This window comes from Arthrobacter sp. Ha26 (assembly GCF_059091705.1).
The window spans coordinates 417,910-440,576 of the sequence record NZ_JBNHGX010000003.1 but is presented as its reverse complement, the minus strand read 5'-3'; the positions used below and the strand labels follow the sequence as shown (position 1 = coordinate 440,576).

Sequence of the window (22,667 nt, the reverse complement as noted above, 5' to 3'; positions counted from 1 at the left end):
CGCCAAGCCTAGTGCTAGGCGCTGATGACATTGAAACCGAGAAGCAGGTACAGGGCGAGGCCCAGGAAGATCCGGTACCAGACGAAGAGGCGGTAGCTGCGGGTGGAGACGAACTTCAGGAACCAGCCGATGATGATGTAACCCACCACCAGGGCGATGACGGTGGCGAGGGCGGTCTCCGGCAGGCCATAAGGGCCAGTGATGCCTTCCTTGGACACGGTCTTGTAGAGCTGGAAGAGACCGCTGCCGAAAACCGCCGGAATTGCCAGCAGGAAGGAGTACCGTGCGGCCGCTTCACGCGTATAGCCCATCAGCAGGCCCGCCGTAATCGTGCCGCCGGACCGGGACACGCCGGGGATCAGCGCCATGGCCTGGGCAAAGCCGTAGAGGATGCCGTGCTTGTACGTGAGGCAGGTCAGGTCGCGTTCCTGCTTACCCACTGCGTCCGCCACCGCCAGGATCAGGCCGAACACGATCAGCATTGTGGCGACGATCCACATGCTGCGGAGCACCGATTCGATCTGGTCCTGAAACAGCAGGCCCAGGACAATGATGGGGATGCTGCCCAGGATGACAAGCCAGCCCATCCGGGCGTCAGGGTCCTGGCGGGACACTTTTCCGGTGAGGGAACCTGCCCACGCCTTAACGATTCGGACGATGTCCCGCCAGAAATAGATCAGCACCGCTGTTTCGGTTCCCAGCTGGGTGATGGCGGTGAACGCTGCGCCGGGATCCGCGGCGTTGGGCAGGAACTGCCCCACAATCCTCAGGTGCGCACTCGATGAAATAGGTAGAAATTCGGTCAGTCCCTGCACAAGGCCCAGCAGGGCCGCCTCAAACCAGTTCACGCTAAGACCCTACGGCATGGCAGTGCGGGTTCTGCCCGTAAGCTTGCTGCTATGCAGCAGCGTTACGTCGGCAACAGTGGATTGCGAGTTTCCGCCCTTTCCCTTGGCACCATGTCCTGGGCCGGCGAGACGGACGAGCAGGACGCTTCGGAGCTGCTGCGGACCTTCCTTAATGGCGGCGGCCGACACGTTGACACTGCGGCGTCTTACGCGGACGGGCGCTCAGAGGCGATGATCGGGTCCCTGCTTGGCGACGTGGTGGCCCGGACGGAGGTGTCCATTTCCACCAAGGCGGGAATGACGACGCCGGATGGCCGGCGCGGCGTGGACACCTCACGCAATGCGATGCTGAGCGGACTTGAGGCAAGCCTTGCCAGGCTCGGCACCGACTATGTGGACATCTGGTTCGCGCAGGCGTGGGATGGCAACGTGCCGCTGGACGAGACGCTGTCCGCGTTGGAGTTTGCGGTTCGCACCGGTCGCGCCCGCTACGCGGGAGTTTCGAACTTCAACGGCTGGCAGACGGCGAAGGCTGCGGCTATCGCAGGCTTTCCCCTGGTTGCCGCCCAGGCTGAATATTCGTTCCTGCAGCGGACGCCGGAGGCCGAGCTCATCCCGGCCGTTGAGGATGCAGGCTTGGGCCTGATGGCATGGGCGCCGCTGGGCCGCGGCGTGCTGACAGGCAAGTACCGCGGCGGCATCCCAACCGGCTCCCGCGCGGCGTCGGCCGCTGCAGCCGGTTATGTTGAGCCGTATCTCGACGGCCAGGCTTCCAGGACCGTGGAGGCCGTGTGCATGGCAGCGAAAGGGCTGGGCCGGACTCCCCAGGATGTATCCCTGAGCTGGCTGCTGTCACAGCATGGAGTGGCCACGGCGATTGTAGGGCCGCGGACACCTGCCCAGCTGAAGGAAATCCTGGATGCGCAGCTGACACCACTGCCGCCTGAAATTGCGTGCGCCCTGGAAGACGCTTCAGCGGCCGGCTAAGCCAACCGTGCGGCGGTGAGTTTCAGAGGACCTATTCCTCGACGATCTCCAGGTCCTCGTCGTCCACGTCGACTTCTTCATCCTCTTCGTCCTCGTCATCAAAGACCTGGAGCGGGGTGACCTCGTTGTAGGCCTCGTAGAGGGCGTCCTCATAAACTTCGAATGCATCTGCAACGGCGAAAAACGCCGACTCGACGGAGGGATCCCCATCTCCGCGGCGGTTCGATGCTGCTATAAGGTGTTCTTCCAAAGCGGTGGTCAAGGACTGAAGCGCGACACGCGGATCGATGCTCATGACTTCACGTTAGCCGGAAAAGGACGAAAATGGAGAGCAAATGAAGGAACAATTTCTCACCAGCTCGGTCCAGCGGGAACGGGACTATGCGAAGCAGTACGAGTACCTCGTACTGACGGTCAGCCCTGTGGATTCACTGCACGAGGCACGGCGCCGCCTGGTGGAGCACTCCGAATACGGCAAGTGGGAGCTTGAGCGCAGCAAGCTGTATCTGGGCGGCGGGAGGCGGTTTTGGCTCCGCCGCCGGGTCATGCAGGTCCAGCGGACCGTCTAGGCGAAACGACTGGCGGAGGGCCAGGGCCGTGCCCGGCGCGCCGCCACGCGTTACTCCTCGAGGGGTCCCAGCCAGGCGGTGGCGATGGTGTTGTGCGCCGATTCGTCGTCGGACGGGTGGAACATGCCCGCCAGGACATCCCGGTAGAGCCGTTCGAGTTCCGAACCCCGGAAGTAGCTTGATCCCCCACTGACGCGGATAGCCAGGTCCACCACGCGCCGTGCCGTTTCCGTAGCGTTGACCTTCAGGCCCACGAGCTTCGGGAACCATTGCGGGCCGTGGTCAGCGAGGCTGTCGACGTCGGCCGTCACTGATGCCAGCTGCGGGTACAGGTTGTCCATGGCCATCGCCGCGTCGGCCACCTTCCAGCGGATGTCCGGGTCCTGCGCGTAGCTGCGTCCGCCGTTCTTGAAGGACGTGCGCCGCTTCACCGCCTCAACGCCCAGCGCCAGGGCCCGCTCCCCCAAGCCCGTGTAGACGGCTGCCAGCAACGTCTCGAAGCACGCGAAGATTGCGAAGATCAGCGGATCCCGGCTAGGCCCGACCGGGAGTTTGCGGAAGATCCTGTCCGCGGGCACGTGCACGCCCTCAAGGACGGTGGTTCCGGACTGGCTGGCACGCATTCCGAGCGTGTCCCAGTCGTCAAGAATGCGGTAGCCCGGCGTTGCCCGGGTGATAAACCCGTGGACGAGCTCACCGTCCCCGTCCCTGGCCGCGGCGTCTTTGCCAAAGATTCCCAGCCTGGTCCATGCCGGCGACAGGCTGGTGAAGATCTTGGTCCCGGTGAAGGCATAGCCGCCGTCAGGTTGGGCCTCGGCCACGGTGCGGGAGTCGAAGAGGACGGAATCGTTCCCTGCTTCCGAGTTGCCGAAGGCGAAGACTTCTCCTTGGGCCGCTTCCTGCAGCACAAAATCCAGGGACGAGTCCCCTCGTGCGCCAAGGACGTGGGCGACGCCGGTCCATACCAGATGCATGTTCAGGGCCAGAGCGGTGGCGGGCGCGGCCGTTGCCAACCTGCGCTGGCACTGCGCCGCCGCTGCGAGCCCCAGCCCCTTTCCGCCGTCGCCCGCGGGGACAAAAAGCTTCAGGTAACCCGCCTCCACAAGCTCGTGCAGGTCCTCATGGAAGAACGCATTGTCCTGGTCGTACCGGGCCGCCCGCCCACGGATCCGTTCCAGCAGCTCGTCGGGCAGGATATCTTCCGGGGTCATCGCAACTGCCTAGTAGTTGGTGAGCAGGGTGTTGAGGACCCTGGCGCCGAATTTGAGCGAATCAGCGGGGACGCGTTCGTCCACGCCATGGAACATGCCGGTGAAGTCCAGCTCGTCCGGGAGCATAAGGGGTGCAAAGCCGTAGCCGGTGATACCGAGCCGGCTGAGGGACTTGTTGTCCGTCCCGCCTGACAGGGTATAGGGCAGCACTTTGGCGCCGGGGTCCTCGGAATGCAAGGCATCGATCATGGAATCCACCAGGTTGCCGGCGAACGGGACCTCAAGGGAAACGTCGTTGTGGACATAGCTCACGTCCACTCCCGTCCCTGCCAGTTCCCGCACGATCTCCAGGACGTGTTCCTGCTGCCCGGGCAGGGTGCGGCAGTCGATGAGTGCCTCAGCGGATTCCGGGATGACGTTGTGCTTGTAACCGCCCTTGAGCAGCGTGGGGTTGGTGGTGTTCTGCAGGGTGGCGCCGACGAAACGAGCCACTGTTCCCAACTGGTCCAGCAGCAGGTCCGGATTGCCGGCGTCGAACTCCACCCCGGTGAGTTCGGTCACGCCGTCCAGGAACTGCCTGGTGGTGGGCGTCAGTTCGATGGGCCACTTGTACTCGCCGATGCGCGTCACGGCTGCCGCCAGGCGGGTCACGGCGTTGTCGGTGTTGATCTGGGAGCCGTGCCCTGCCCTGCCGTGCGCCACCAGGCGCAGCCAGGAGATGCCCTTCTCCGCGGTCTGGAGCAGGTAGGTGCGCTGCCCGCCGATGGTGGCCGAGAAGCCTCCCACCTCGGAGATGGCTTCGGTGGCACCATCGAAGAGCTCCGGCCGGTTGTCCACTGCATACCGGGCGCCCATGGCACCGCCGGCCTCCTCGTCGGCGAAGAACGCGAAGATGATGTCCCGCTTGGGCTTCTTTCCGGTGCGGGCAAAGCTTCGCAGGACGGAAAGGATCATCGCGTCCATGTCCTTCATGTCGACGGCGCCGCGGCCCCAGATGAGACCGTCCTTCAGTTCGGCGCCGAACGGATCCACGGACCACTGGTCCCGCAGCGCCGGCACCACGTCGAGGTGGCCGTGCACCACCAGGGCGCTTGCGGAAGGGTCCGAGCCGGCCATCCGGGTTACCACGTTCGCCCGTCCGGGAGCAGACTCGAAGATCTCGGCCTCCATGCCGACTTCTTCGATGAGGCCAGCCGCGTACTCGGCGGCGGCCCGCTCCCCCGGCCCTGACCCGTCACCGTAGTTCGAGGTGTCTATCCGGATGAGCTCCTGGCAGATCCGGACAACTTCATCCTCGGGCAGGACGTCAGGCATGGAGGGCTCCTCACTGGGAAATGACTGGCTGGTGCAGCGCTGGCGCACTGCCCTCAGCCTACCCACTTGGCCCGATTCGATGTTTCAGGAAAAGTCGTGTTAGAGTTTTTCTCGCTGCTTCGGAGAAACGCGAAACGCTGAAAGGCGGAAACGGTTTCCGAATTACCACCTGCGCGGGTGGCGGAATGGCAGACGCGCTAGCTTGAGGTGCTAGTCCTCGAAAGGGGGTGGGGGTTCAAGTCCCCCTCCGCGCACAAAGGGAAGCCCCGGAAAATCATTGATTTTCCGGGGCTTTTTTGTGCCTTCGCCATCGTGCCGACCCGGTTCTCCCTTGCCCCGTTACTTGGCGGCTGGAAGGGTAGTCCCCGCACGGTCGCCAACTGCCAGATCGGCAGTTATGCCAAATACCTCTACAAGGACCTGCTCCTTCCGTTCAATATCCGTGACCGTGACAGAGCGAGCAGATCTTTCGATCCGGCCGACCGGCATGCCGTTGATGGCAACAGCCCAGGAATCGGCCGCCGGATCATCTGACTCCCAACCCACTTTGATTTCGCTGATGCCGTTACTCGTCGAGAGAACCTCCACCTGGACATTGAGTGGCGGTGCCAGCCGCTGGCGAAACGGCTTCGTACTGACGTGGACCGGGGTCCGCAGTGTGTGCGAGCCACCAACAACGTTCGACACCCGAAGGATCATCTCGCCGTCGAACTCGCCAATGTAGGCGTGTTTGAAGATCGGGCCAGCGGTCGTCACATCAAAAACGCCGTCGCCATCGAAGTCCCACTCGTATTTCTCCACCGGCCCCACGGACGATGAGGCATCAAACGTGATCTCCATGCCCGGGGCGGCGAAGTAGCCGTTGATGGGCAACCTGGCCTCGACCCCGTTATTCTTGCCCAAGGGAATGACCGTAACCTTTAGCGGGGCATCGGCATCCCCAGCCTGCCCTGACGGTGAGGGGCTGGCTGGACCTGCGACGTCGGCACCTGATGCCGTTGGTAAGGGAATCCTGGGGGTCCCGGCGCCGTAGAGGGGGCCCGAACCTTCGCCGCAGCCGGTAAGTGCCAGTGCCAGGCTTGTGGCCGCCAGTACTGCCGCCGTTTTGTTCATTGCCTCCCCCATCAATCCTTGCCGCCAGAGAGAAGCATGCGCAGATGTCCGGCGTTTGCGATACAGGTGAGGGGGCAAGATTGCCGCAAGAATCCGGGCCCAAGGCCCCACACCAGGACGTAGACTGTGCCGGGTAAGGACGGATTGGGGGATCCAGCGCGGCCATGCCGCGTTCCGCTGGTCAGTCGCAACCAGCGGACCTGAGGATGTTGAGTGACCTTTTTCCAGGACTTCCCCGTACCACCTTCCCCGCAGCGGCCTCAGGCCACCAGGTTCGTCCCGCCACCTTGGGCCGCTCCACCTGCCTATGAGCTGCCGGTGGTGGTCCATGTCGGTGAGTTTCTGCACCGCAGCCCCACGAGTGTGGTGGCGATCAAGAGTGCTGAGGTTTACTCCACGGGCTGTTCTTTCAGTTTGTCCTGGGTTTTCCGTCGTGGCGAGAAGATGAGGATGTCTGGGCTGACAAGCACGCCGTGTTCTTTCAGCCCGGGATGGGTATTCGCCGTGGCAAAGATCAGCAGACCATGTTGATGTTCGGCGTCCAATTTCCTGATGGATCAAAGGCCAGCACGGGAATGCGGGGCCCCTACGGGTTCATGGGCAGCAACGAGGAGCCGGGACCGCCAACTCTTGTCCTAAACAACGGCGGCGGTGGGGTGGCGGTGACGAGCTGGCCGGAACAGGCAGTCTTTGGCTGTGGCCGCTGCCTCCAGCAGGTGACCTTCGCATGGTTGGCCAGTGGAAGGACTTCGGCATGGAAGAGAGCTCCATCGTTCTCGAAGGAGGACGGATGCGGGACGCCGCAGCGGGAGTTCAGGAGTTCTGGCCAGTGGGAGGCACACGCCATGCTTGATCCGGACGCCGTAATCTTGAATCTGGTCTTCGCCGCCATCTTCTTTTACGTCCTCTACGGGGTCATCCGCGCCGGGGTCCGCGACGGCATCGGCCAGGCAGACGAACGGCGGCGCAAGCGTGACGAGGAGCCGGCAAGGAATGGCCGATAAGCCCACCCTGGAGGGGGCCAAAACCCCTCCCGACTGGATGGGACTGGAATCCCAGGATCTTTCACCCGTGACGCTCCTGCTCACAGCTGTTGGTCCCGCCTGCTGGCGTTCGTCGTCGTCCAGGCTTTGTTGGCGTCAACCACGGAAACCACGCCTTCAGAGTCCGCCAAAGACGAGTCGATGCGGTGACCTGCGCTTGGAAGATCATGAATGGGTAACGGCCGCATCGCTGCAATTACGTGTTAGTAACCCTTGCGGACCGAGGAGGATATCCAGACGGCTTCGTCCCTAAACTAAGCCATGGATACGATTCCTGCGGTGATCCTTATTCTCGGTGCTGCGTTTGTTTGGATTGGGTTGACCGTGTTCGTCCTCCTGCGGCTGCGCCGCCGCAGGAACGGGTCCTCGCTGGTGGCCTCTGCTCCAGCGACCGCTGCACCGGACATCAGCCGACCCCACAGGCCTTGGCGCCGCGTCCGGCCCCTCACCGGGCAGGCCCCCCAACGACTACGCAGGTTGCGCACCAGGAAAGTCCGCGGGTAAGAATCCAGACTCCGTCACATCATCCCGGTGGCGGGTGGCTGCTTCTCGCCCGGGTCCCCGCCGTCCGCTATGGACCAGGCGCCCGGATGGCGACTTCACGGTAATGCACCGGCAAGCGCACGATCTCGAGTTCTGAGCTGTCCAGAAGGCAGCGGCTGCCCGTCAGGGTGTCGAGAATCCAGAGCAGTCCATGGCCCGGGACGATCTCCGTGACCGGCCCGCGGTGGACCAAGGTGTTCTTGTAAAACGCTTCGATAGCATCTCCAGGTGCGAGCGCATCATGGAAACCGACAGGAAACTGCTCCCCGCCGATCCTGACCCGTCTGTGCCTGTTCCAGGTGTTGCCCATGCCCCCAATTGTGTCGGCGCGAGGTTGCCTCCACGTGTCTTCTGGATGATTTTCCGCTGACTTATCGGGGCCGGTTCTGCCATTTCCCGTATATGGGCTTCCTTCGGCTAAGGCGTGAGCCCGGCCCCACGGCCTTGGACCTGTCCACAGCTTTACCCATCGGCCAGTGGCACCCTAGGGTAGCCAGCTTGCCTGCTCTCGAAGGTAGTCCGAGGCTGGCTTTGGAATGATTCCGCGCTGAAGCAGGGGGGCGTCATCCCATGTAGCCTCGTAAAGGTCCTGGTGCAGCCCGGCGCCAAAGGCGGAAGCCAGGGCATCATTGCGGTGTCGGAGCAGCCGCACCGCAACGCGGGCTACTGTACGGGGCATGTGCTGGACCCTCATTCGCCGGTGTGTGAGCTCCTGAGCGACCGCAACGGCCTGATTCTTGGTTAGGGGCTCCGGACCTCCGAACTCGATAAGTGCCGGCGGGGCAGGCTCAACGGCTACGGCGCAGAGCAGGGCGGCGACATCCTCCGTAGCAACCCAGCGTCGCCTGGTGTTGCCCTTGCCAATAATGGCTGCCTTCCCGTTGGCAATGTCAAAGCGCGCCATCGGAGCGAGATGGACCTCCTGGAAAGCATCTGCACGCACAATGACCGCCTGCATGGAGGATCTGGCCAGACGTTTCTCGATCGCGAGCTTGGCGTGTTCCAGCGGAGTGCCGACGGGTTTGTCCACCCCTGTGAAGGAGAGGTAGACGAACCGCTGCACACCCGCGGCCTCGGCGGCATCCACCAAGGAGCCCATGCCTTCCTCGTCAACCTCCCTGATGGTGGAAGTGGAGGCACCGGCCAGCCGCCGGCCGATCGCCGTTGCAGTCGCGACGACGGTATCGACTCCGTGGCATGGCGCCCGCAGCCCGGCAGGTACGGTGAGGTCACCATGCATCGCCTCGGCACCTATCCCGCGCAACTCCGCGTCGTTATTGCTGGTCCGGACAAGGCAGCGGACCGGCTGTTCCCCCAAGCGCAGCCGCCTCGTTACACGGCTGCCCAGATCGCCGGTGCCACCGACAACAAGAATCATGGCCGCTCAACTCCGAAACACAAAGGCAGGTGGTGTTCTGTTCGGAGCTTAGGACTCGGCCCCGTGGGCGTCAACGTGCCGCCGGATGGAGGGTCGGGAGGGCCACAGTGACAGAGGCCGGCAACGGTGGACAATTCGTCCGCGGGTTCGCCTCTTCGAGCTTCGGCTACCCCTGCTCAGGAATCCAGAAGGGTGCCGCTACTCCGGCACCGGTGAGGTTATCGCAACGCACGAGCTGGTCACCGATCCGCTCCAGTGGGCAGTCGGCATAGGTGATGAGGTCATCGCCTGCCTCCATGTTTGGAGCGGCCAGTACACCGGCCGCGCTATGAAGGACTAAGGCCACCAAAACGGCAGCACAGACTGCTGCAATGCGTTGGAACATCTACGTCTCCTGAACAGGACATCTGATGAGCTGGACCACCGGCAGATTCGGCGGAGTATGAACTGGGATCCCAGCTGATCCCTGCGGCACGGGCCAGCCAGTGTGTTGCGGCTCCCGTCATTGGAGAAGTTACCATCAGCGCCCTAGCCACATAAGGGTGGCTTCTACCCCTTTACTCCACCGTTCGGCTTAGGGAGTACCCCCTATGGGAACGCCACCGGCCGATCGTCACCCACCACCCGGGGCATGCTGCCGCAATTAAGCTGGTGCTTGCCGGCGCAAGCATGGAACATGGCCCCATGAATGTTGCAGCAGGCAGCCGCCGAGAGCCGGGCCATGTGGTCCTGGTGGGCGATTCCATCTTCGACAACGGCGCCTACGTTGGCGGCGGCCCGGACGTCATCAGCCAACTGCGGCAGGAGCTGCCGGGCTGGAAATGCTCCCTTCTGGCGATCGACGGCGACGTTATCACCGGCGTCGTCCGCCAGCTTGGCCGCCTCCCCGCGGACGCGACCCACCTGGTAGTGAGCGCGGGAGGAAACGACGCGCTAGGTTATGCGCCGCTGTTGCAGGAACCTGCGCCAACAGTGGCCGAGGCACTGCTGAAGCTGGGCGCCGCCAAGGACACGTTCGACGCCGACTACCGGACGATGCTTCCTGCCGTCCTGGCACAGGGATTGCCGACGGCGGTCTGCACCATCTACGACACGCCCCCCTCAGAGCCGAACCAGAAGGTCATCAAGGCCGCGCTGTCCCTTTTCAACGATTCGATTACCAGGGCTGCCTTCCTGCACGGATCGCCGCTGATAGACCTGCGGCTCATCTGCAATGAAGACGGGGACTATGCGAATCCCATCGAACCGTCATCCCAAGGCGGACGGAAGATCGCGGCAGCCATCGGCACGCTGGTCCGGTCCGCCCACACCGGCCCGCATTCACTCGTTGTTGCCGACGGGTACCGGGAGCTTTCAGCCGCGCCGAAGTCACCCGCGGACCCAGGCACCTAAACGCCGCTGTACTACCGGTTGGTTAACTGCATCAGTGCGGCAGGCTTCGAATGCGCGGACGCTTCCCACGTTTTACCAGCCGGGACCCAGCCACTGCCGGCCGAAATTTGGTCCTTCGATTTTCAGCCGCGGCCGCTCTCCGCTCGCGGCGCCTGGCGCGCCGCTCGAGCCGGTCAATCCTGGACAGGATAGCGAAAGTTCCCACCATCCAGACGAACACCATCGTCAACACCAAGGCAATTGCAATCTCAGCGCCCATGCCTACATCTTAGTGCTTCACCGCCTCAAACAAGAGGCCGCGGCCCCGCCAGTGCAGGCTGGACCAGCGTCCTACATCACCCCCAGCTCACGGGCTGCTGCAAGGACGTCCGGCACTGTAACCGCCAGCAACGCCGGGTCCGGCTGGTCGGCGAAAGTGTCTCCCCGCCGCAGCTCGGACCGGGTCAGGACCACGTGCGGACCAGGGGGCGGACCCCAGATCTCGGGCGGAGCGGGACCAAACAACACCACTGACGGCGTTCCATACGCCGATGCCAGGTGCGCGGCTCCCGTATCGGCGGAAATGACCAGGCGTGCCGCCGCTATGGCGGCGGCGAACTCGGCCAGCCCCAGCCGCCCCGCCAACACAGTTTCCTCCGGAAGGCCGGCCCGGCGGCAGACATCGAGTGCACGGCCCCTTTCCCCGCCGCCACCGGTAAAGACCACGTTGTGCCCGGCACCGGCGAGCGCGGACGCAACTGCCGCGAAGCGCTCGGCAGGCCAAAGGCGGCTGCCGTAGGCGGCACCTACATGTAAAACGGTGGCACCGGGAACGGGGCTTGGCATGTGGGGTTTGTTGAGGTGGATATCCAGGGGATCCGCCTCAATGCCATGCCATTCCAGGAGCCTGACCCAGCGTTCCCGTTCGTGCAGTTCCGCGCGCCAGGGCGGACCGTCGCGATACTGGCTTCGGTGCCCTATTGTTTGCCGGGCCTGGAGCGCCTCGATCCTGCCCTGGCTCTCCGGCCCGCTGCCGTGCAGGTTCACGGCCACGTCCACGACGCCGGGCTCCATGGCCAAAGGTTCATCCAGGCCATGGGTGGGAAAGAGTTCGTAACCACCTACCAGGCCCAACGCCTCCGACAACCACCCCTGGGCCGCGTACCGCAGCCGATGCTCAGGGAAAGTCCGGCGGAGGGCCTTCAGCGCCGGGACGGCCACGAGCATGTCCCCGAGCTTAAGCGCCCGAAGGACCAGGAGTTCGGGTTTCCCATCAGGAACCTCGTCACTCTTCACGGCCACGTCATTCTCCGGAACGCTCATGCGCTTTGCCCGCTCAAGTCAGTGGCAGCCAGGCTGCGAACATCCTCGTGGACATCCCGTACCGCAATTTCTGCCACCACCGAATCGTCATGGGGGCACCGGGGTGCGGTCCAGCCCACCTGCGTGACATCGATCCCGCATGTAGGACAGGCAGTCACCCAGGAAGCGTGGATGCGATGAAGGCTCCGGCCGAGCGCCCCGGCATTGATGACGTTGCCTGCCCAGAAGATCCCCACTGTTGGCACTCCGAGGGCCTGGGCAAGGTGGCGCGGTCCGCTGTCGTTTCCAACCACCACCGCCGCGGCTGCCAACAGCGTCACCAAACCTGCCATGTCCAGCTCTCCCGCCACGGACCTGACTTGTCCCGAGGCTGCCAGTTCAACAATGCGGCATGCGAGTTCCTCTTCGCTCTGATCTCCCACAACAACCACTTGGAAGCCATCTGCAGCGCAGGCAGCGGCGAGTTCAGCGAACCTCTCAGCGGGCCAGCGACGGCGGGGATCCGTCGCGCCGGGATGCATCACCACCAAAGGCTGGGCACCGTCGTCCGTACCGCCGTAGGCGCCCAAGTCCTCCGCGGGAGCGAGCCGCGCCTCAAGATCAGCCGGGAAAGCCCCGGCGAAACCTGCCACTTCCAATGCCCTCAACGGTTCATGCTGGTAGTAAAGGTAAGGCACGGTCCGCTCCAGGCTGGCTGCATCCGCCGTGCGGGTTCCCACGGTGTGCCGGGCGCCGAGCCGAAGCAGGAAAGGATTCGAGTACCGGCCCCCGCCATGGAGCTGGACAGCAAGGTCAAAGCGGCGGGCCCGCATGTCCTGGAAAAACCTGTCCAGCTCCTCCTCGTTTTCCTCCCCCGGCCGGACGCCCTCGGAGAAAGGCAGGACACACACTTCATCCACCGGGCCCTGTGTCGCAGCTATCAGAGCCTTATGCGCCGGAGTGCCGAGAAGTGTTATGGACGCTTCCGGATATGCCGCCTTCAACGCGGCCATAGCGGGGATGGCAAAAATCAGGTCACCCAGCCCGCCGCCCCTCAGGACAGCGATCCTGTTTACCGCGTCAAACTTCTCGAGGACGGGACCAACACCCGTGCCAACCCGCCCGGCACCACCGAATTCTGCCGTCAGCTGCTCCACATATACCCCTTCACCTAAAGCCGGGGCCGCTCCTTTTGCCGCGGCCTCCCCTTCCCGTGCCGCCGCAACAACGTGACGAATCCTGGCACGGCCTTCCTTTGAACCTGTACCCAGACGCCGGTCAATATACTCCGCCTATTGGGGAATACCGGGATGATGCTGTACGTTTCATACGCGACAGACGAACCAAAGAAAAGAGAAGCACCTAAATTGGCAACCGATTACGATGAACTGCGTTCCGACGTCAAGGAATCGCAGGACAACTCACTCGAGCAGCTCCAGTCAGCAAATGCTCCCGACGCGCGCAGCGTTGTGCTCGAGCTGGATGAAGCCGACGGCCTGGACGGCGCGGGCGTACCTGGCGGCGAATTTGTCGCCGAGGAGCTCGTGGTTCAGGTCATTCCGCAGGCGGATGACGAGTTCACCTGCTACTCCTGCTTCCTGGTGCGTCACCGCTCGCAGATTGCTCGCCAGAAGGATGGCCACAGCTACTGCACCGAGTGCGAGGGCTGATCAGGCGGTCACCTGGAGCGGCTACGGCCAATCCGCCAACTGAGCAAGAGGCACGTCCCATGCGGAGACGTGCCTCTGCGCTTTAAGCAAGCTTCCGCCGCACGATCTGGCTGACTTCTTTTCCGTCGAAGCGCCCTGCCACTTCTGCAGTTACGGGCTTCATAACCTCGCCCATGTGCCGGGGCGACAATTCCTGGCCTCCGGAGCGGAGCCCGGCAATGACCCGGTCCACGATTCCTTCAACTTCCTCCCGGGACAGCGGTTTTGGCAGGTAGGACTCTATGACTTCCGCCTCGGCGATTTCCGCCGCCGCACGGTCCGGTTGACCCGCTTCCGTGTAGATTCCCGCCGTTTCGCGGCGCTTCGCAGCTTCTTTCTGAAGCAGCGATGTCACCTGCAGGTCATCGAGCTGCACCGGGGTCTTGCCCGACTTCTCCCGGGTCTCGATTTCACCCAGGACGTTCCGGACCGTTGTCAGGGCCGTCTTGTTGCGCTCCTTCATATGGATGACAACATCGGCCTGAAGCCGTTCTTTCAGTGATGACACGTTTCCTCTGTTCCTGTTGTTCCTGCTCCAAGACGGTGCACAGCTGAGCTGCGGCCGCTCCCAGCCATCCCTAGTACCGTAGGGGCTTATGCCTGACGTTGACCACCCATTCCCGGCCCGGACCCCGTGAGCTTCCCCACGGACCTGTGGGCCGCCTTCATCCATGCGTTCAGCCGGACGGATGTCCCGGCCATCACGATCACGGAGCTGCTGCTGGTGGTGTCCATAGCGACGGCCCTGTCCATCCCCCGCCGGTCCTGGAGGTATGTGGGTTTACTCGCCACCGCCACGCACGAACTGGGACACGCCTTCGCCGCCGTGACCAGCGGGCAGCGGCTCTCCGGAATCCAGCTGAGGTTCGATCATTCGGGAACCACTACAACCTACAGCCGGAGCAAGCTTGCCTCCGCGTGGTCCTGCTTCTGGGGCTACCCCGTACCTGCCGTGGTGGGTGCCGTGTTTGTCTGGTGCGGTTTCAACGGCTGGGGGCCTGCCGCCATTGCGTCCAGTACCCTCGCCATGGCCGCGGCGTTCCTGTTCCTCCGCAACGCCACAGGCTTCATTATCACCGGCGGAGCGATCCTTGGCTGCCTCGCGCTGGTGCTACTGGTTCCTGCCCCGTTCGTGGGCCACGTCGCCGTTACCCTCGGCCTGGTACTCCTGGTGGGCGCGGTGCGGGACCTTGGCAAGCTCACCCATGTCCACCTGCGCCGGAGGGAGAGGCTGGCCACGTCCGACGCCTACTTGCTGTACCGGGCGACAGCGGTCCCTTCCGGCGTCTGGATTCTCCTGTTCAGTCTCCTTGTGGCAGCCTCCTGGCTGGTGGCCTGGCAGCCCATCGCAACAATCCTGCAGTAGGCGCATAGGGTGGATTCATGAGGCAGGAAACGGAAAGCACACAGCAGGCGCCAGGCAGCAGTCCCACTGAATACAGCACACGCGGCGCGTATGTGACGGGCGGGGCGGAGTTCAACCGCGACACCAACTACATCGAGGACAGGATCACTGCCGACGGCAGGACAGGTCCCAACGGAGAGCCGGGCTGGCCTGCCGAGGCTGGACGCTACCGCCTCGTTGCCGCGAGGGCCTGCCCTTGGGCCAACAGGACCGTGATCGTCCGCCGCCTGCTGGGCCTGGAGGATGCCATTTCCCTCGGCCAGCCTGGCCCTACCCACGACGCCCGGTCCTGGACCTTCGACCTTGACCCGGGCGGGGTGGATCCGGTCCTCGGCATCGAGCGCCTCCAGGAGGCCTACTTCAAGCGGTTCCCGGGTTACCCCCGGGGCATCACGGTTCCGGCGATCGTGGAGGTAGCCACCGGCGAAGTGGTGACCAACAACTTCCCGCAGATCACGCTCGATTTTTCGACCGAATGGACCCAGTTCCACCGGCCCGGTGCGCCACGCCTTTACCCCGAGCATCTTCGGGACGAGATTGACCAGGTCAACAAGCGGGTGTTCACCGAGGTTAATAATGGGGTCTACCGCTGCGGCTTTGCCGGTTCGCAGGAAGCTTATGACGCAGCCTACGAACGGCTCTGGACCGCCATGGACTGGCTGGAGGAACGCCTGTCGCGGCAGCGCTACCTGGTAGGTGACACCATCACGGAAGCGGACGTACGGCTGTTCACCACCCTGGTCCGGTTCGACGCCGTTTACCACGGCCACTTCAAATGCAACCGCCAGAAGCTCAGCGAGATGCCGGCGCTCTGGGAGTACGCCCGTGACCTTTTCCAGACCCCGGGCTTTGGGGACACGATCGACTTCGTGCAGATCAAGCAGCACTACTACATCGTGCATGAGGACATAAATCCGACCGGGATCGTTCCCGCAGGCCCCGCCCTGGGCGGGTGGCTGGAGGACCATGGGCGCGAATCCCTGGGCGGGCGGCCGTTCGGGGACGGCACGGCACCGGGACCGGTGAAGGCGGGAGAAGAAGTTGCTCCCGGCCACGGTGCGACGCCCTCAGGAAAGCGCTTGCTCGTTTAGACTGGCGGGATGCAGACTTCATATGGCTTTGTAGCGCCTGGTTTTGAAAATGTACTGGAGCTGTTCCAGTCATTCCTTGCCGAAGACCCGCAGTACAGCGCACAAGTGGCCGCCTACCGGAACGGGGCACAGGTGGTGCGCCTGGTTGGCGGCCCGGACATGGACGCTGACACGATCACCGGCGCCTACTCCTGCTCCAAGGGAGTAGCCGCCATGGTGATTGCCCTCCTCGTCCAGGACGGCCTGCTTGACCTCGACGCCCCCGTGGCCAAATATTGGCCCGAGTTCGGTGTGCACGGCAAGGAGCGGCTCCTGGTGCGGGAGGCGTTGTCCCACCAGGCCGGCCTGCTGGGTGTGGAGGGCGGGCTTGCCCTGGACGGGTTCACCACTGCGGGCGCTGCTGCGGCGTTGGCCGCAGCCAGGCCCTCCTGGCAGCCCGGACGGCAATTTGGCTATCACGCCCTGACCATCGGGATCATCATGGAGGAACTCTGCCGCCGCACGGCAGGAGAAACCCTGCAACGCATCTATGACCGCCGGATCCGGACGGTGCTGGGCATCGACTTCTTCCTTGGCCTGCCTGCCGAAGTTGAGCCCCGCTACCGCAACGTCCTCTACACTGCGGATCCGGCAGGGCCCTGGGTGGATCCCCTCAGCCTGGACGGCCTGAACAGCAACGCCCCTGTCAGCACCATCATGGAGTTGCCGAACATCCGAAGTGTCCGGAGCGCTGGCATGTCGGCGGCCGGCGGGGTGGGTTCCGCGGACGGCCTGGCCAGGCTGTATGCAGCGGCCACCACCGGGGTCGACGGTACCCACGGCTTCCTCAACCCGGAGACGCTGGAGCTGATGTCGCAGGAGCAGGTGTGGGGCCTGGACCGGTCCTCGGGGCTGGACAATGCGTTCGCCGTCGTATTTATGAAACCGCACCCGTCCCGGAACTTCGGCAGCCACCGAGCTTTCGGCCATGAAGGTGCCAACGCGGCTCTCGGGTTCGCGGACCCTGCTTATGGCCTCGGTTTCGGCTACATCCCCCGGCGCGCGGAGGACGGCCGGACCCCGGGAAAGGCCCACCGGCTCGCGGCTGCCGTGCGCCGTTCCGCCGCCGCTTTTTCCTGAACCGGCCTCTTCAGCCGATCCGCCCGTGGGCCTGACCTGCACCTTTGTGGTTGCGGACCAGGCACCCTAGTGTGGGTCGGATGGGTAAATCTCAAGCACGACCGGCAATCCGGTGGGCCGGGGGGACCCAACTCCTACAACAGGCGGTGGATGGACTGTCCGCGGCGTTCGCTGCCCAGCGGTTGCAGTTGGCGGCGAAAGCGGCGCTGGCCGCAGGGCTGGCGTTCCTCATCGCCCCGCTCATGCCAGGCAGCGCATCACACTATGCCTACTACGCGCCCCTGGGAGCCTTGGTGGCCATGTACCACAACGTGGCCGGCTCCGTCCGGCAGGGTGTGCAGGCCCTCACCGGACTGGCCGTGGGCATCGGGCTCGCGGTGCTCCTGGTGCACATTGCGGACCCGTCGCCACTGACCGTGGCGATTTTTATGGGGATAGGCGTGCTGCTGGGCGGCTTGCCGGGCCTCGGCTCAGGCAGTGATTGGATTCCGACGGCGGCGCTGCTGGTCCTGCTGGTGGGCGGAAGCAACGCCGACGACTTTTCCTTCGGCTATCTGGTGCAGATGGGTGCCGGGGTCGCAGTGGGCATTGCCGTCAATTTCCTGGTCTTTCCGCCGCTCCACCTCAAAGCAGCGGCGGCCAGCCTTGATGACCTCCGCCTGGCCTTGGGCAGGCAGATGATCGACATGGGTACGGCCCTAAAGGAAGAGTGGCCGCCGGAACACGAAGAATGGGCCCGCCGGGCCGACGAGCTGGCATCGGCCACGCGCTCTGTACGGCACCTCGTCAAGGAGGCCGACGCCAGCCGAAGGGCAAATCCCCGCCGCAAACTCCACCCGCGCGACATTGACCTCGACTACCGCAACCTTCGGCAACTGGAAAGGGTCTCGTTCCACGTCCAGGACATGACGGACATTCTGTCCGACGTGATCTGGGAAAGCGAAGTGCCGTACATCGTCCCAATCCAGGACAACGTTCCGCTCGCCGACGCCATCACGGCCACCGGGGACCTGCTGTGCTCCTTCACTAACGAAGATCAGGAACAAAAGGCTGAGCGCTTCAACACCGCCAAGTCGGCGGTGAACGCCTGCATGGCGATAACTGCCACCCGGGAGGTTGACACGGACGCCGTACCTGCGTCCGAATCGATCCTCCTCAGCCTGCACCGGATCCTGCGGACCGTCCGCCCTGGAACTGAGGCCACGGCGTCGTAAACGAAGGCCTAAAGAACGGCTACCGACCCGCTGAAATGGCGGCGGCCCGAACGGGGATTCCACGCGGCGAACTCGGACCGCTCCCACGTTCCGGCAGGTCCCTGGATGCTGTTGATATCAAGGGCCACGCGACAGGGCAGGAACACGGGTGCGTCAAAGTCCACATCCCAGGTGAAGGAATCACCACGGACAGCACCGACGTCGGCGAGCGCCCGCGAAGCCAGGTACATTCCATGGGCGATGGAGCGGCGCATTCCCAACGCCTTTGCTGAAAGCACACTGAGGTGGATGGGATTGAAGTCGCCAGACACCGCGGCGTACGCCCTGCCAGTATCGACCCCCAGCTGCCACAACGCAGTGGGGTCCGGCGCAGTGAACCCGGCACGTACGGGCGCTGGGGAGGGTTTGTCGATCCCCGGCAGGAAAACTCCCTTCGCGAGGTAGGTGGAGACACCTCGCCAGCAGGTTTCCGCGGACCCGGTCCGTCGCACGTGGCTGACCACGTCCACTTGGGTACCGGCACGGTGTCCGCGCAGGTTTTCCACATGGGCCGTAATGTCCAGGGCGTCGGTGAAAAGCACCGGCGACCGCTGTTCCACACTGTTCCGAAGGTGGATCATCCCGAGCAGGGGAAGCGGAAAGTCGTCCCGGTTCATAACGCTCATGGCCAGGGGAAACGCGAGGGCGTGAATGAAACCTGCCGGCAGGACGTCACTGGCAGTTTCGCCGACGAGGTGCTGGTAGGCGGTCAGGTTCCCGACGTCCACAGTCACCCCGCGCACCTCGTGGCTCTCCTGCGGCAGGGCAGATCCGTCATGGGCCCCCAGCAGCCGCCGCCGCGCGGCCTGGGCGGCCGCGTTGACGTACAGCTTGGAAAGCGACGGCATCTCCCCCAGGATGACCGGCTGCGCGGGCGTCATGCCCCCACCAGGTTCTGCCCGCAGACCCGCAGCACTTCGCCGTTGATTCCCCCGGCGGCGTCACTGGCCAGGAACGCAATGGTTTCCGCCACGTCGCTTGGCAGCCCGCCCTGTTGCAGCGAGTTCAGGCGGCGGCCCATCTCCCGCAACGCAAAGGGTATGCGGGCCGTCATCTCGGTTTCGATGAACCCCGGCGCTACGGCGTTGACGGTTCCTCCATGGGCAGCGATCAGCGAAGCGGTGGCCCGGACCATTCCCATCACACCTGCCTTGGAAGCCGCATAGTTCGTCTGGCCGCGGTTGCCGGCAATGCCGCTGGTGGACGCGACGGAAACTATCCGGGGGGACGGACGGAAGTGCTCGGACGCGAGGAGCGCCTCGTTGATCCGGAGCTGTGCAGCGATATTGATGTCAATCACGGAACCCCAGCGCGACTGGTCCATGTTGGCAAGGAGTTTGTCCCTGGTGATGCCGGCGTTGTGGACCATGATGTCCAGGCGTCCGTGCCGCTGCACGGTGTGCTCCAGGATACGTTGCCCGGCATCCTGCCTGCTGATGTCCAGCTGGAGGGCAGTGCCTTTGACCTCATTGGCCACCTCAGCTAAATGGTCGCCCGCGGCAGGGATGTCCACCAGCACCAGAGCAGCGCCGTCACGGTGCAGGGTCCTTGCGATTGCAGCACCAATACCGCGGGCGGCTCCGGTAACGACGGCAACCTTTCCGGCCAACGGTTTTCCGAGGTCCGAGGGCAGTTCACCCGCCGTGGTGGAGACGGTCAGGAACTGCCCGTCCACGAAGGCGGACCTGCCGGAGAGGAAGAACCTGACTGCCCCCAGGGTGCTGGGGCTTGTTGTCCCTACCTCCGGTGCCAGGAGCACGCCGTTGCCGGTGGCGCCGGCCCGCAGTTCCTTGGCGAGGGAGCGCAGGAACCCGTCCACTCCCTGCCGTGCGGCTGCCTGTGCCGGTGAGCCTGCGTCTGAGGCCCGCCGGGATACGGTAATGATCCGGCCTCCCGGTCCGAGGTCCCGGAGGGACGCGGCAGCGGCGAGGATGGGCTTTCCGAGGTCTTCGGGACGCTCCACCTCGTCCAGGACCAGGATGATGGCGCCGAGCCTCTCCCGCGGTACTGCATGCCGCCGGACGTCGAGGTCCCAGGACAGCAGCTCGGCCGCCAGGCTGTCGGCGCCCTCGGTGTCGCCCTGGACCACGATGGGCCCGGCGACCAGCGGCTGGCCGGGCTGGTACCGGCGCAGGACTGCGGGCCGCGGCAAACCGAGCTTCTTGGCTACGGTCCCGCCCACACTGTGGTTTACCAGTTGTGCATACGTGTCAGTCATTCGTGCCCCTACAGTGATTCGAGAATCGCGGCAACGCCCAGGCCGCCGGCCGCGCAGATCGAGACGAGGCCGCGTGCGGGTCGGCCTGCGTCTTTGCCCTTAGCGTGCAGTGTCTTGGCCAGTGAAGCGACGATCCTGCCCCCGGTGGCGGCGAACGGATGGCCGGCAGCCAGGGACGAGCCGTGTACGTTCAGGCGTGACCGGTCAATACTGCCAAAAGCGCCGTCCAGGCCGAGCCGGGTACGGCCAAAGTCCTCGTCCTCCCAGGCGGCGAGGATACTGAGGACGGTGGATGCGAAGGCTTCATGGATCTCGAAGAAGTCGATGTCCGCCAACGTAAGTCCCTGCCTGGCGAGCAGCCTCGGGACCGCGAAGACCGGTGCCATCAGCAGGCCGTCCTTGCCGTGCACAAAGTCCACGGCGGCAGCTTCAGCGTCTACGATGGCAGCCAGCTTGGGCAGGACCCGGGCGTCGGCCCACTCATCCGAGGCCAGCAGGACGGTGGAAGCGCCGTCGGTCAGCGGAGTGGAGTTACCGGCGGTCATGGTGGCGTCCGCGCCCAGGTTCTTCCCGAAGACCGGCTTCAGCCCGGCGAGCTTTTCCAGTGAGGTGTCCGGACGCAGGTTCCCGTCACGGGTCAGGCCCCGGTAAGGGGTCAGGAGGTCGTCGAAGAAACCTGTGTCGTACGCGGCAGCGAGGTTCCGGTGGCTGTTGAACGCAAGTTCGTCCTGCGCCTCACGGGAGACCTTCCACTGTGACGTAGTGAGCGCCTGGTGCTCCCCCATGGAGAGTCCAGTGCGGGGCTCGGACGTGCCGGGGGCCAGCGGAGCGAGGTCCTTGGGCCTCAGCCGGCTCAGGATCTGAAGCCGTTGCGGAATGCTCTTTGCCCTGTTCAGGTCAAGGATGACTTCGCGGAGTCCTTCGCTGACCACTACAGGCGCGTCAGAGGCGGAGTCCACGCCCCCGGCGATTCCCGAATCGATCTGGCCCAGCTTGATTTTGTTGGACAGGCCCACAACGGTCTCCAGCCCGGTGGCGCAGGCCTGCTGGAGGTCATAGGCCGGCGTCTCCGGTGACAAGGCGGAGCCCAGGACCGCTTCGCGGGTGAGGTTGAAGTCCCTGGAGTGCTTGAGTACGGCACCTGCCGCCACTTCCCCCAGCCGCTCGTCCTGCAGGCCAAAGCGTGCGATCAGCCCGTCCAGCGCCGCCGTCAGCATGTCCTGGTTGGAGGACTTGGCGTAGGCCCCGCCGGCCCGCGCGAACGGGATCCTGTTCCCACCAACGATGACTGCCCGGCGCAATCCGGGGGCGGTGCCTCCAGCGGGAGTGCGGGATTCGTCAGGTCCGGTAGTGGATTGTCCGTCAATGGACATGGGTGTCTCCTCGGGTCACGTGCGGTTACCGATACCCAGCGTACCTGATACGCTGGGTATCGTGAACATCCAGCAGACCGGCACCTCTTCCGCGCCCGCCGCCATCCCTGGCGACGGCCGCTCGTCACGCTGGCAGAGCCACCGCGAGGAACGCCGGCGGGAGCTGATCAAGTCCGCCCGCCGGGCCGTCCATGCTTTGGGGAGTGACGCATCCATGGAAGACATTGCTGCCGCCGCCGGCACCTCCAAGTCCGTTTTCTACCGCTACTTCGGAGACAAAGCCGGGCTGCAGCAGGCGGTGGGCGAAGTAGTCCTCGGCCAGATGCAGCGCCGGATCCGCGAGGCCGCGCAGAGCGCGGACACCCCCCGTGAAGGACTCCTGGCGATGGTTACCGCCTACCTGCAGATGGCCAGCACAAGCCCGAATGTCTACACCTTTGTCACCCGCCAGGCCTACGACGCGGACAGCAGCCAGGACGCGGCAGCAGGATCCGCTGCCCTGGGCCACTTCTTTGATGCCGTCGCCGAAATGATCGCTACCCCCATGCGCTCCCATCTCGGGGACGGCAAGGAAGCCGTCATTGGGTACTGGCCCAAAGCCGCCATCGGGATGGTGAGGAATGCCGGCGAGCAGTGGCTCAATACCCCGGCCTCCCCTGCCAAGCCTGGGCAGGAAGCGATGGCCCGGCAGATCACCGACTGGCTGTGCGTCGGCATCGCCCCCGAACTGCCGCCGTCCGCCCGGACGTGAGGCTTCCCCGGCACCCCCGACTTCTACCGCAGCAGCAACTACCCGCAGCACTACCCATCTGTCAGCACC

At 64.5% G+C, this 22,667-nt stretch carries 25 protein-coding genes and 1 tRNA gene; 11 read left to right on the top strand and 15 right to left on the bottom strand.

What is annotated here, in order from left to right:
• Positions 1–14: 14 nt before the first annotated feature.
• On the bottom strand, positions 15–848 hold the full coding sequence (locus tag AC5RVY_RS10535; RefSeq protein WP_493954644.1) for an undecaprenyl-diphosphate phosphatase: 834 nt from the start codon (positions 846–848) through the stop codon (positions 15–17).
• Between the two features lie 51 nt (positions 849–899).
• Here AC5RVY_RS10535 and AC5RVY_RS10530 point away from each other — a divergent pair, with 51 nt between their 5' ends.
• Entirely contained in the window at positions 900–1,835 is a 936-nt protein-coding gene (locus tag AC5RVY_RS10530) for an aldo/keto reductase (protein WP_493954643.1), read from the top strand.
• Between the two features lie 31 nt (positions 1,836–1,866).
• On the opposite strand, the gene AC5RVY_RS10525 is transcribed toward AC5RVY_RS10530, so the two are convergent.
• A complete protein-coding gene (locus AC5RVY_RS10525; protein WP_493954642.1) occupies positions 1,867–2,130 on the bottom strand; it encodes a hypothetical protein in 264 nt (87 codons plus the stop codon).
• A 40-nt stretch (positions 2,131–2,170) separates the two neighbouring features.
• Between AC5RVY_RS10525 and AC5RVY_RS10520 the strand changes: the two genes are divergently transcribed.
• Positions 2,171–2,404: a DUF5703 family protein gene (locus AC5RVY_RS10520; protein WP_050055262.1), complete on the top strand. Its 234-nt coding sequence runs from the start codon at positions 2,171–2,173 to the stop codon at positions 2,402–2,404.
• Positions 2,405–2,454: 50 nt separating this feature from the next.
• On the opposite strand, the gene AC5RVY_RS10515 is transcribed toward AC5RVY_RS10520, so the two are convergent.
• Together AC5RVY_RS10515 and AC5RVY_RS10510 are read right to left on the bottom strand one after the other, a co-directional pair.
• Positions 2,455–3,615: an acyl-CoA dehydrogenase family protein gene (locus tag AC5RVY_RS10515; protein WP_493954641.1), complete on the bottom strand. Its 1,161-nt coding sequence runs from the start codon at positions 3,613–3,615 to the stop codon at positions 2,455–2,457.
• A gap of 9 nt (positions 3,616–3,624) precedes the next feature.
• The gene (locus AC5RVY_RS10510; RefSeq protein ID WP_493954640.1) at positions 3,625–4,929 is read right to left on the bottom strand and encodes a M20/M25/M40 family metallo-hydrolase; all 1,305 of its coding nucleotides are present in this window, start codon (positions 4,927–4,929) and stop codon (positions 3,625–3,627) included.
• A 171-nt stretch (positions 4,930–5,100) separates the two neighbouring features.
• Between AC5RVY_RS10510 and AC5RVY_RS10505 the strand changes: the two genes are divergently transcribed.
• Positions 5,101–5,183 (top strand) — tRNA-Leu (locus AC5RVY_RS10505).
• Positions 5,184–5,268: 85 nt separating this feature from the next.
• On the opposite strand, the gene AC5RVY_RS10500 is transcribed toward AC5RVY_RS10505, so the two are convergent.
• A complete protein-coding gene (locus AC5RVY_RS10500; RefSeq protein ID WP_493954639.1) occupies positions 5,269–6,054 on the bottom strand; it encodes a hypothetical protein in 786 nt (261 codons plus the stop codon).
• Positions 6,055–6,431: 377 nt separating this feature from the next.
• Positions 6,432–6,587, bottom strand: a complete 156-nt coding sequence (locus tag AC5RVY_RS10495) for a hypothetical protein (RefSeq protein WP_493954638.1) — start codon at positions 6,585–6,587, stop codon at positions 6,432–6,434.
• A 300-nt stretch (positions 6,588–6,887) separates the two neighbouring features.
• Between AC5RVY_RS10495 and AC5RVY_RS10490 the strand changes: the two genes are divergently transcribed.
• A complete protein-coding gene (locus AC5RVY_RS10490; protein WP_493954637.1) occupies positions 6,888–7,046 on the top strand; it encodes a hypothetical protein in 159 nt (52 codons plus the stop codon).
• Between the two features lie 610 nt (positions 7,047–7,656).
• Here the strand turns inward: AC5RVY_RS10490 and AC5RVY_RS10485 are convergent.
• The 3 genes from AC5RVY_RS10485 to AC5RVY_RS10475 form a co-directional block, all read right to left on the bottom strand.
• Positions 7,657–7,938 (bottom strand): hypothetical protein, encoded by a 282-nt coding sequence (locus AC5RVY_RS10485; RefSeq protein ID WP_493954636.1) that lies wholly within the window; start codon positions 7,936–7,938, stop codon positions 7,657–7,659.
• Positions 7,939–8,112: 174 nt separating this feature from the next.
• A complete protein-coding gene (locus AC5RVY_RS10480; protein ID WP_493954635.1) occupies positions 8,113–9,006 on the bottom strand; it encodes an SDR family oxidoreductase in 894 nt (297 codons plus the stop codon).
• A 166-nt stretch (positions 9,007–9,172) separates the two neighbouring features.
• Positions 9,173–9,391, bottom strand: coding sequence for a hypothetical protein (locus AC5RVY_RS10475; RefSeq protein WP_493954634.1), 219 nt, complete (start codon positions 9,389–9,391; stop codon positions 9,173–9,175).
• Positions 9,392–9,690: 299 nt separating this feature from the next.
• On the opposite strand from AC5RVY_RS10475, the gene AC5RVY_RS10470 reads away from it, so the two are divergent.
• Complete coding sequence (locus AC5RVY_RS10470; RefSeq protein ID WP_493954633.1) at positions 9,691–10,398, top strand: SGNH/GDSL hydrolase family protein; 708 nt, start codon at positions 9,691–9,693, stop codon at positions 10,396–10,398.
• 330 nt (positions 10,399–10,728) lie between these two features.
• Here AC5RVY_RS10470 and AC5RVY_RS10465 read toward each other — a convergent pair whose 3' ends face one another.
• Together AC5RVY_RS10465 and AC5RVY_RS10460 are read right to left on the bottom strand one after the other, a co-directional pair.
• Complete coding sequence (locus AC5RVY_RS10465) at positions 10,729–11,700, bottom strand: glycosyltransferase family 9 protein (protein ID WP_493954632.1); 972 nt, start codon at positions 11,698–11,700, stop codon at positions 10,729–10,731.
• Positions 11,697–12,836: a glycosyltransferase family 9 protein gene (locus AC5RVY_RS10460; RefSeq protein WP_493954631.1), complete on the bottom strand. Its 1,140-nt coding sequence runs from the start codon at positions 12,834–12,836 to the stop codon at positions 11,697–11,699. The genes AC5RVY_RS10465 and AC5RVY_RS10460 overlap by 4 nt, the downstream gene beginning before the upstream one ends.
• 210 nt (positions 12,837–13,046) lie before the next feature.
• Between AC5RVY_RS10460 and AC5RVY_RS10455 the strand changes: the two genes are divergently transcribed.
• Positions 13,047–13,349, top strand: a complete 303-nt coding sequence (locus tag AC5RVY_RS10455) for a DUF4193 domain-containing protein (protein ID WP_009358564.1) — start codon at positions 13,047–13,049, stop codon at positions 13,347–13,349.
• An 82-nt stretch (positions 13,350–13,431) separates the two neighbouring features.
• On the opposite strand, the gene AC5RVY_RS10450 is transcribed toward AC5RVY_RS10455, so the two are convergent.
• Entirely contained in the window at positions 13,432–13,896 is a 465-nt protein-coding gene (locus AC5RVY_RS10450) for a GatB/YqeY domain-containing protein (protein WP_493954630.1), read from the bottom strand.
• Between the two features lie 126 nt (positions 13,897–14,022).
• Between AC5RVY_RS10450 and AC5RVY_RS10445 the strand changes: the two genes are divergently transcribed.
• The 4 genes from AC5RVY_RS10445 (at position 14,023) to AC5RVY_RS10430 (ending at position 18,217) form a co-directional block, all read left to right on the top strand.
• Positions 14,023–14,754 (top strand): M50 family metallopeptidase, encoded by a 732-nt coding sequence (locus AC5RVY_RS10445; RefSeq protein WP_493954629.1) that lies wholly within the window; start codon positions 14,023–14,025, stop codon positions 14,752–14,754.
• Positions 14,755–14,771: 17 nt separating this feature from the next.
• The gene (locus AC5RVY_RS10440) at positions 14,772–15,884 is read left to right on the top strand and encodes a glutathione S-transferase family protein (RefSeq protein WP_493954628.1); all 1,113 of its coding nucleotides are present in this window, start codon (positions 14,772–14,774) and stop codon (positions 15,882–15,884) included.
• Positions 15,885–15,893: 9 nt separating this feature from the next.
• A complete protein-coding gene (locus tag AC5RVY_RS10435) occupies positions 15,894–17,003 on the top strand; it encodes a serine hydrolase domain-containing protein (protein WP_493954627.1) in 1,110 nt (369 codons plus the stop codon).
• A gap of 146 nt (positions 17,004–17,149) precedes the next feature.
• Positions 17,150–18,217, top strand: a complete 1,068-nt coding sequence (locus AC5RVY_RS10430) for an FUSC family protein (RefSeq protein ID WP_493954626.1) — start codon at positions 17,150–17,152, stop codon at positions 18,215–18,217.
• 8 nt (positions 18,218–18,225) lie between these two features.
• Here the strand turns inward: AC5RVY_RS10430 and AC5RVY_RS10425 are convergent, their stop codons facing one another.
• The 3 genes from AC5RVY_RS10425 to AC5RVY_RS10415 are packed head-to-tail and all read right to left on the bottom strand — an operon-like array spanning position 18,226 to position 21,847.
• Complete coding sequence (locus AC5RVY_RS10425) at positions 18,226–19,137, bottom strand: MaoC/PaaZ C-terminal domain-containing protein (RefSeq protein ID WP_493954625.1); 912 nt, start codon at positions 19,135–19,137, stop codon at positions 18,226–18,228.
• The gene (locus AC5RVY_RS10420; RefSeq protein ID WP_493954624.1) at positions 19,134–20,474 is read right to left on the bottom strand and encodes a 3-oxoacyl-ACP reductase; all 1,341 of its coding nucleotides are present in this window, start codon (positions 20,472–20,474) and stop codon (positions 19,134–19,136) included. The genes AC5RVY_RS10425 and AC5RVY_RS10420 overlap by 4 nt, the downstream gene beginning before the upstream one ends.
• A gap of 8 nt (positions 20,475–20,482) precedes the next feature.
• Positions 20,483–21,847 carry an acetyl-CoA C-acetyltransferase gene (locus tag AC5RVY_RS10415; RefSeq protein ID WP_493954623.1) on the bottom strand — a complete coding sequence of 455 codons (1,365 nt, stop codon included), beginning with the start codon at positions 21,845–21,847 and terminating at the stop codon, positions 20,483–20,485.
• A gap of 67 nt (positions 21,848–21,914) precedes the next feature.
• On the opposite strand from AC5RVY_RS10415, the gene AC5RVY_RS10410 reads away from it, so the two are divergent.
• A complete protein-coding gene (locus AC5RVY_RS10410; RefSeq protein ID WP_493954710.1) occupies positions 21,915–22,598 on the top strand; it encodes a TetR/AcrR family transcriptional regulator in 684 nt (227 codons plus the stop codon).
• The last annotated feature ends 69 nt before the right edge of the window (positions 22,599–22,667 follow it).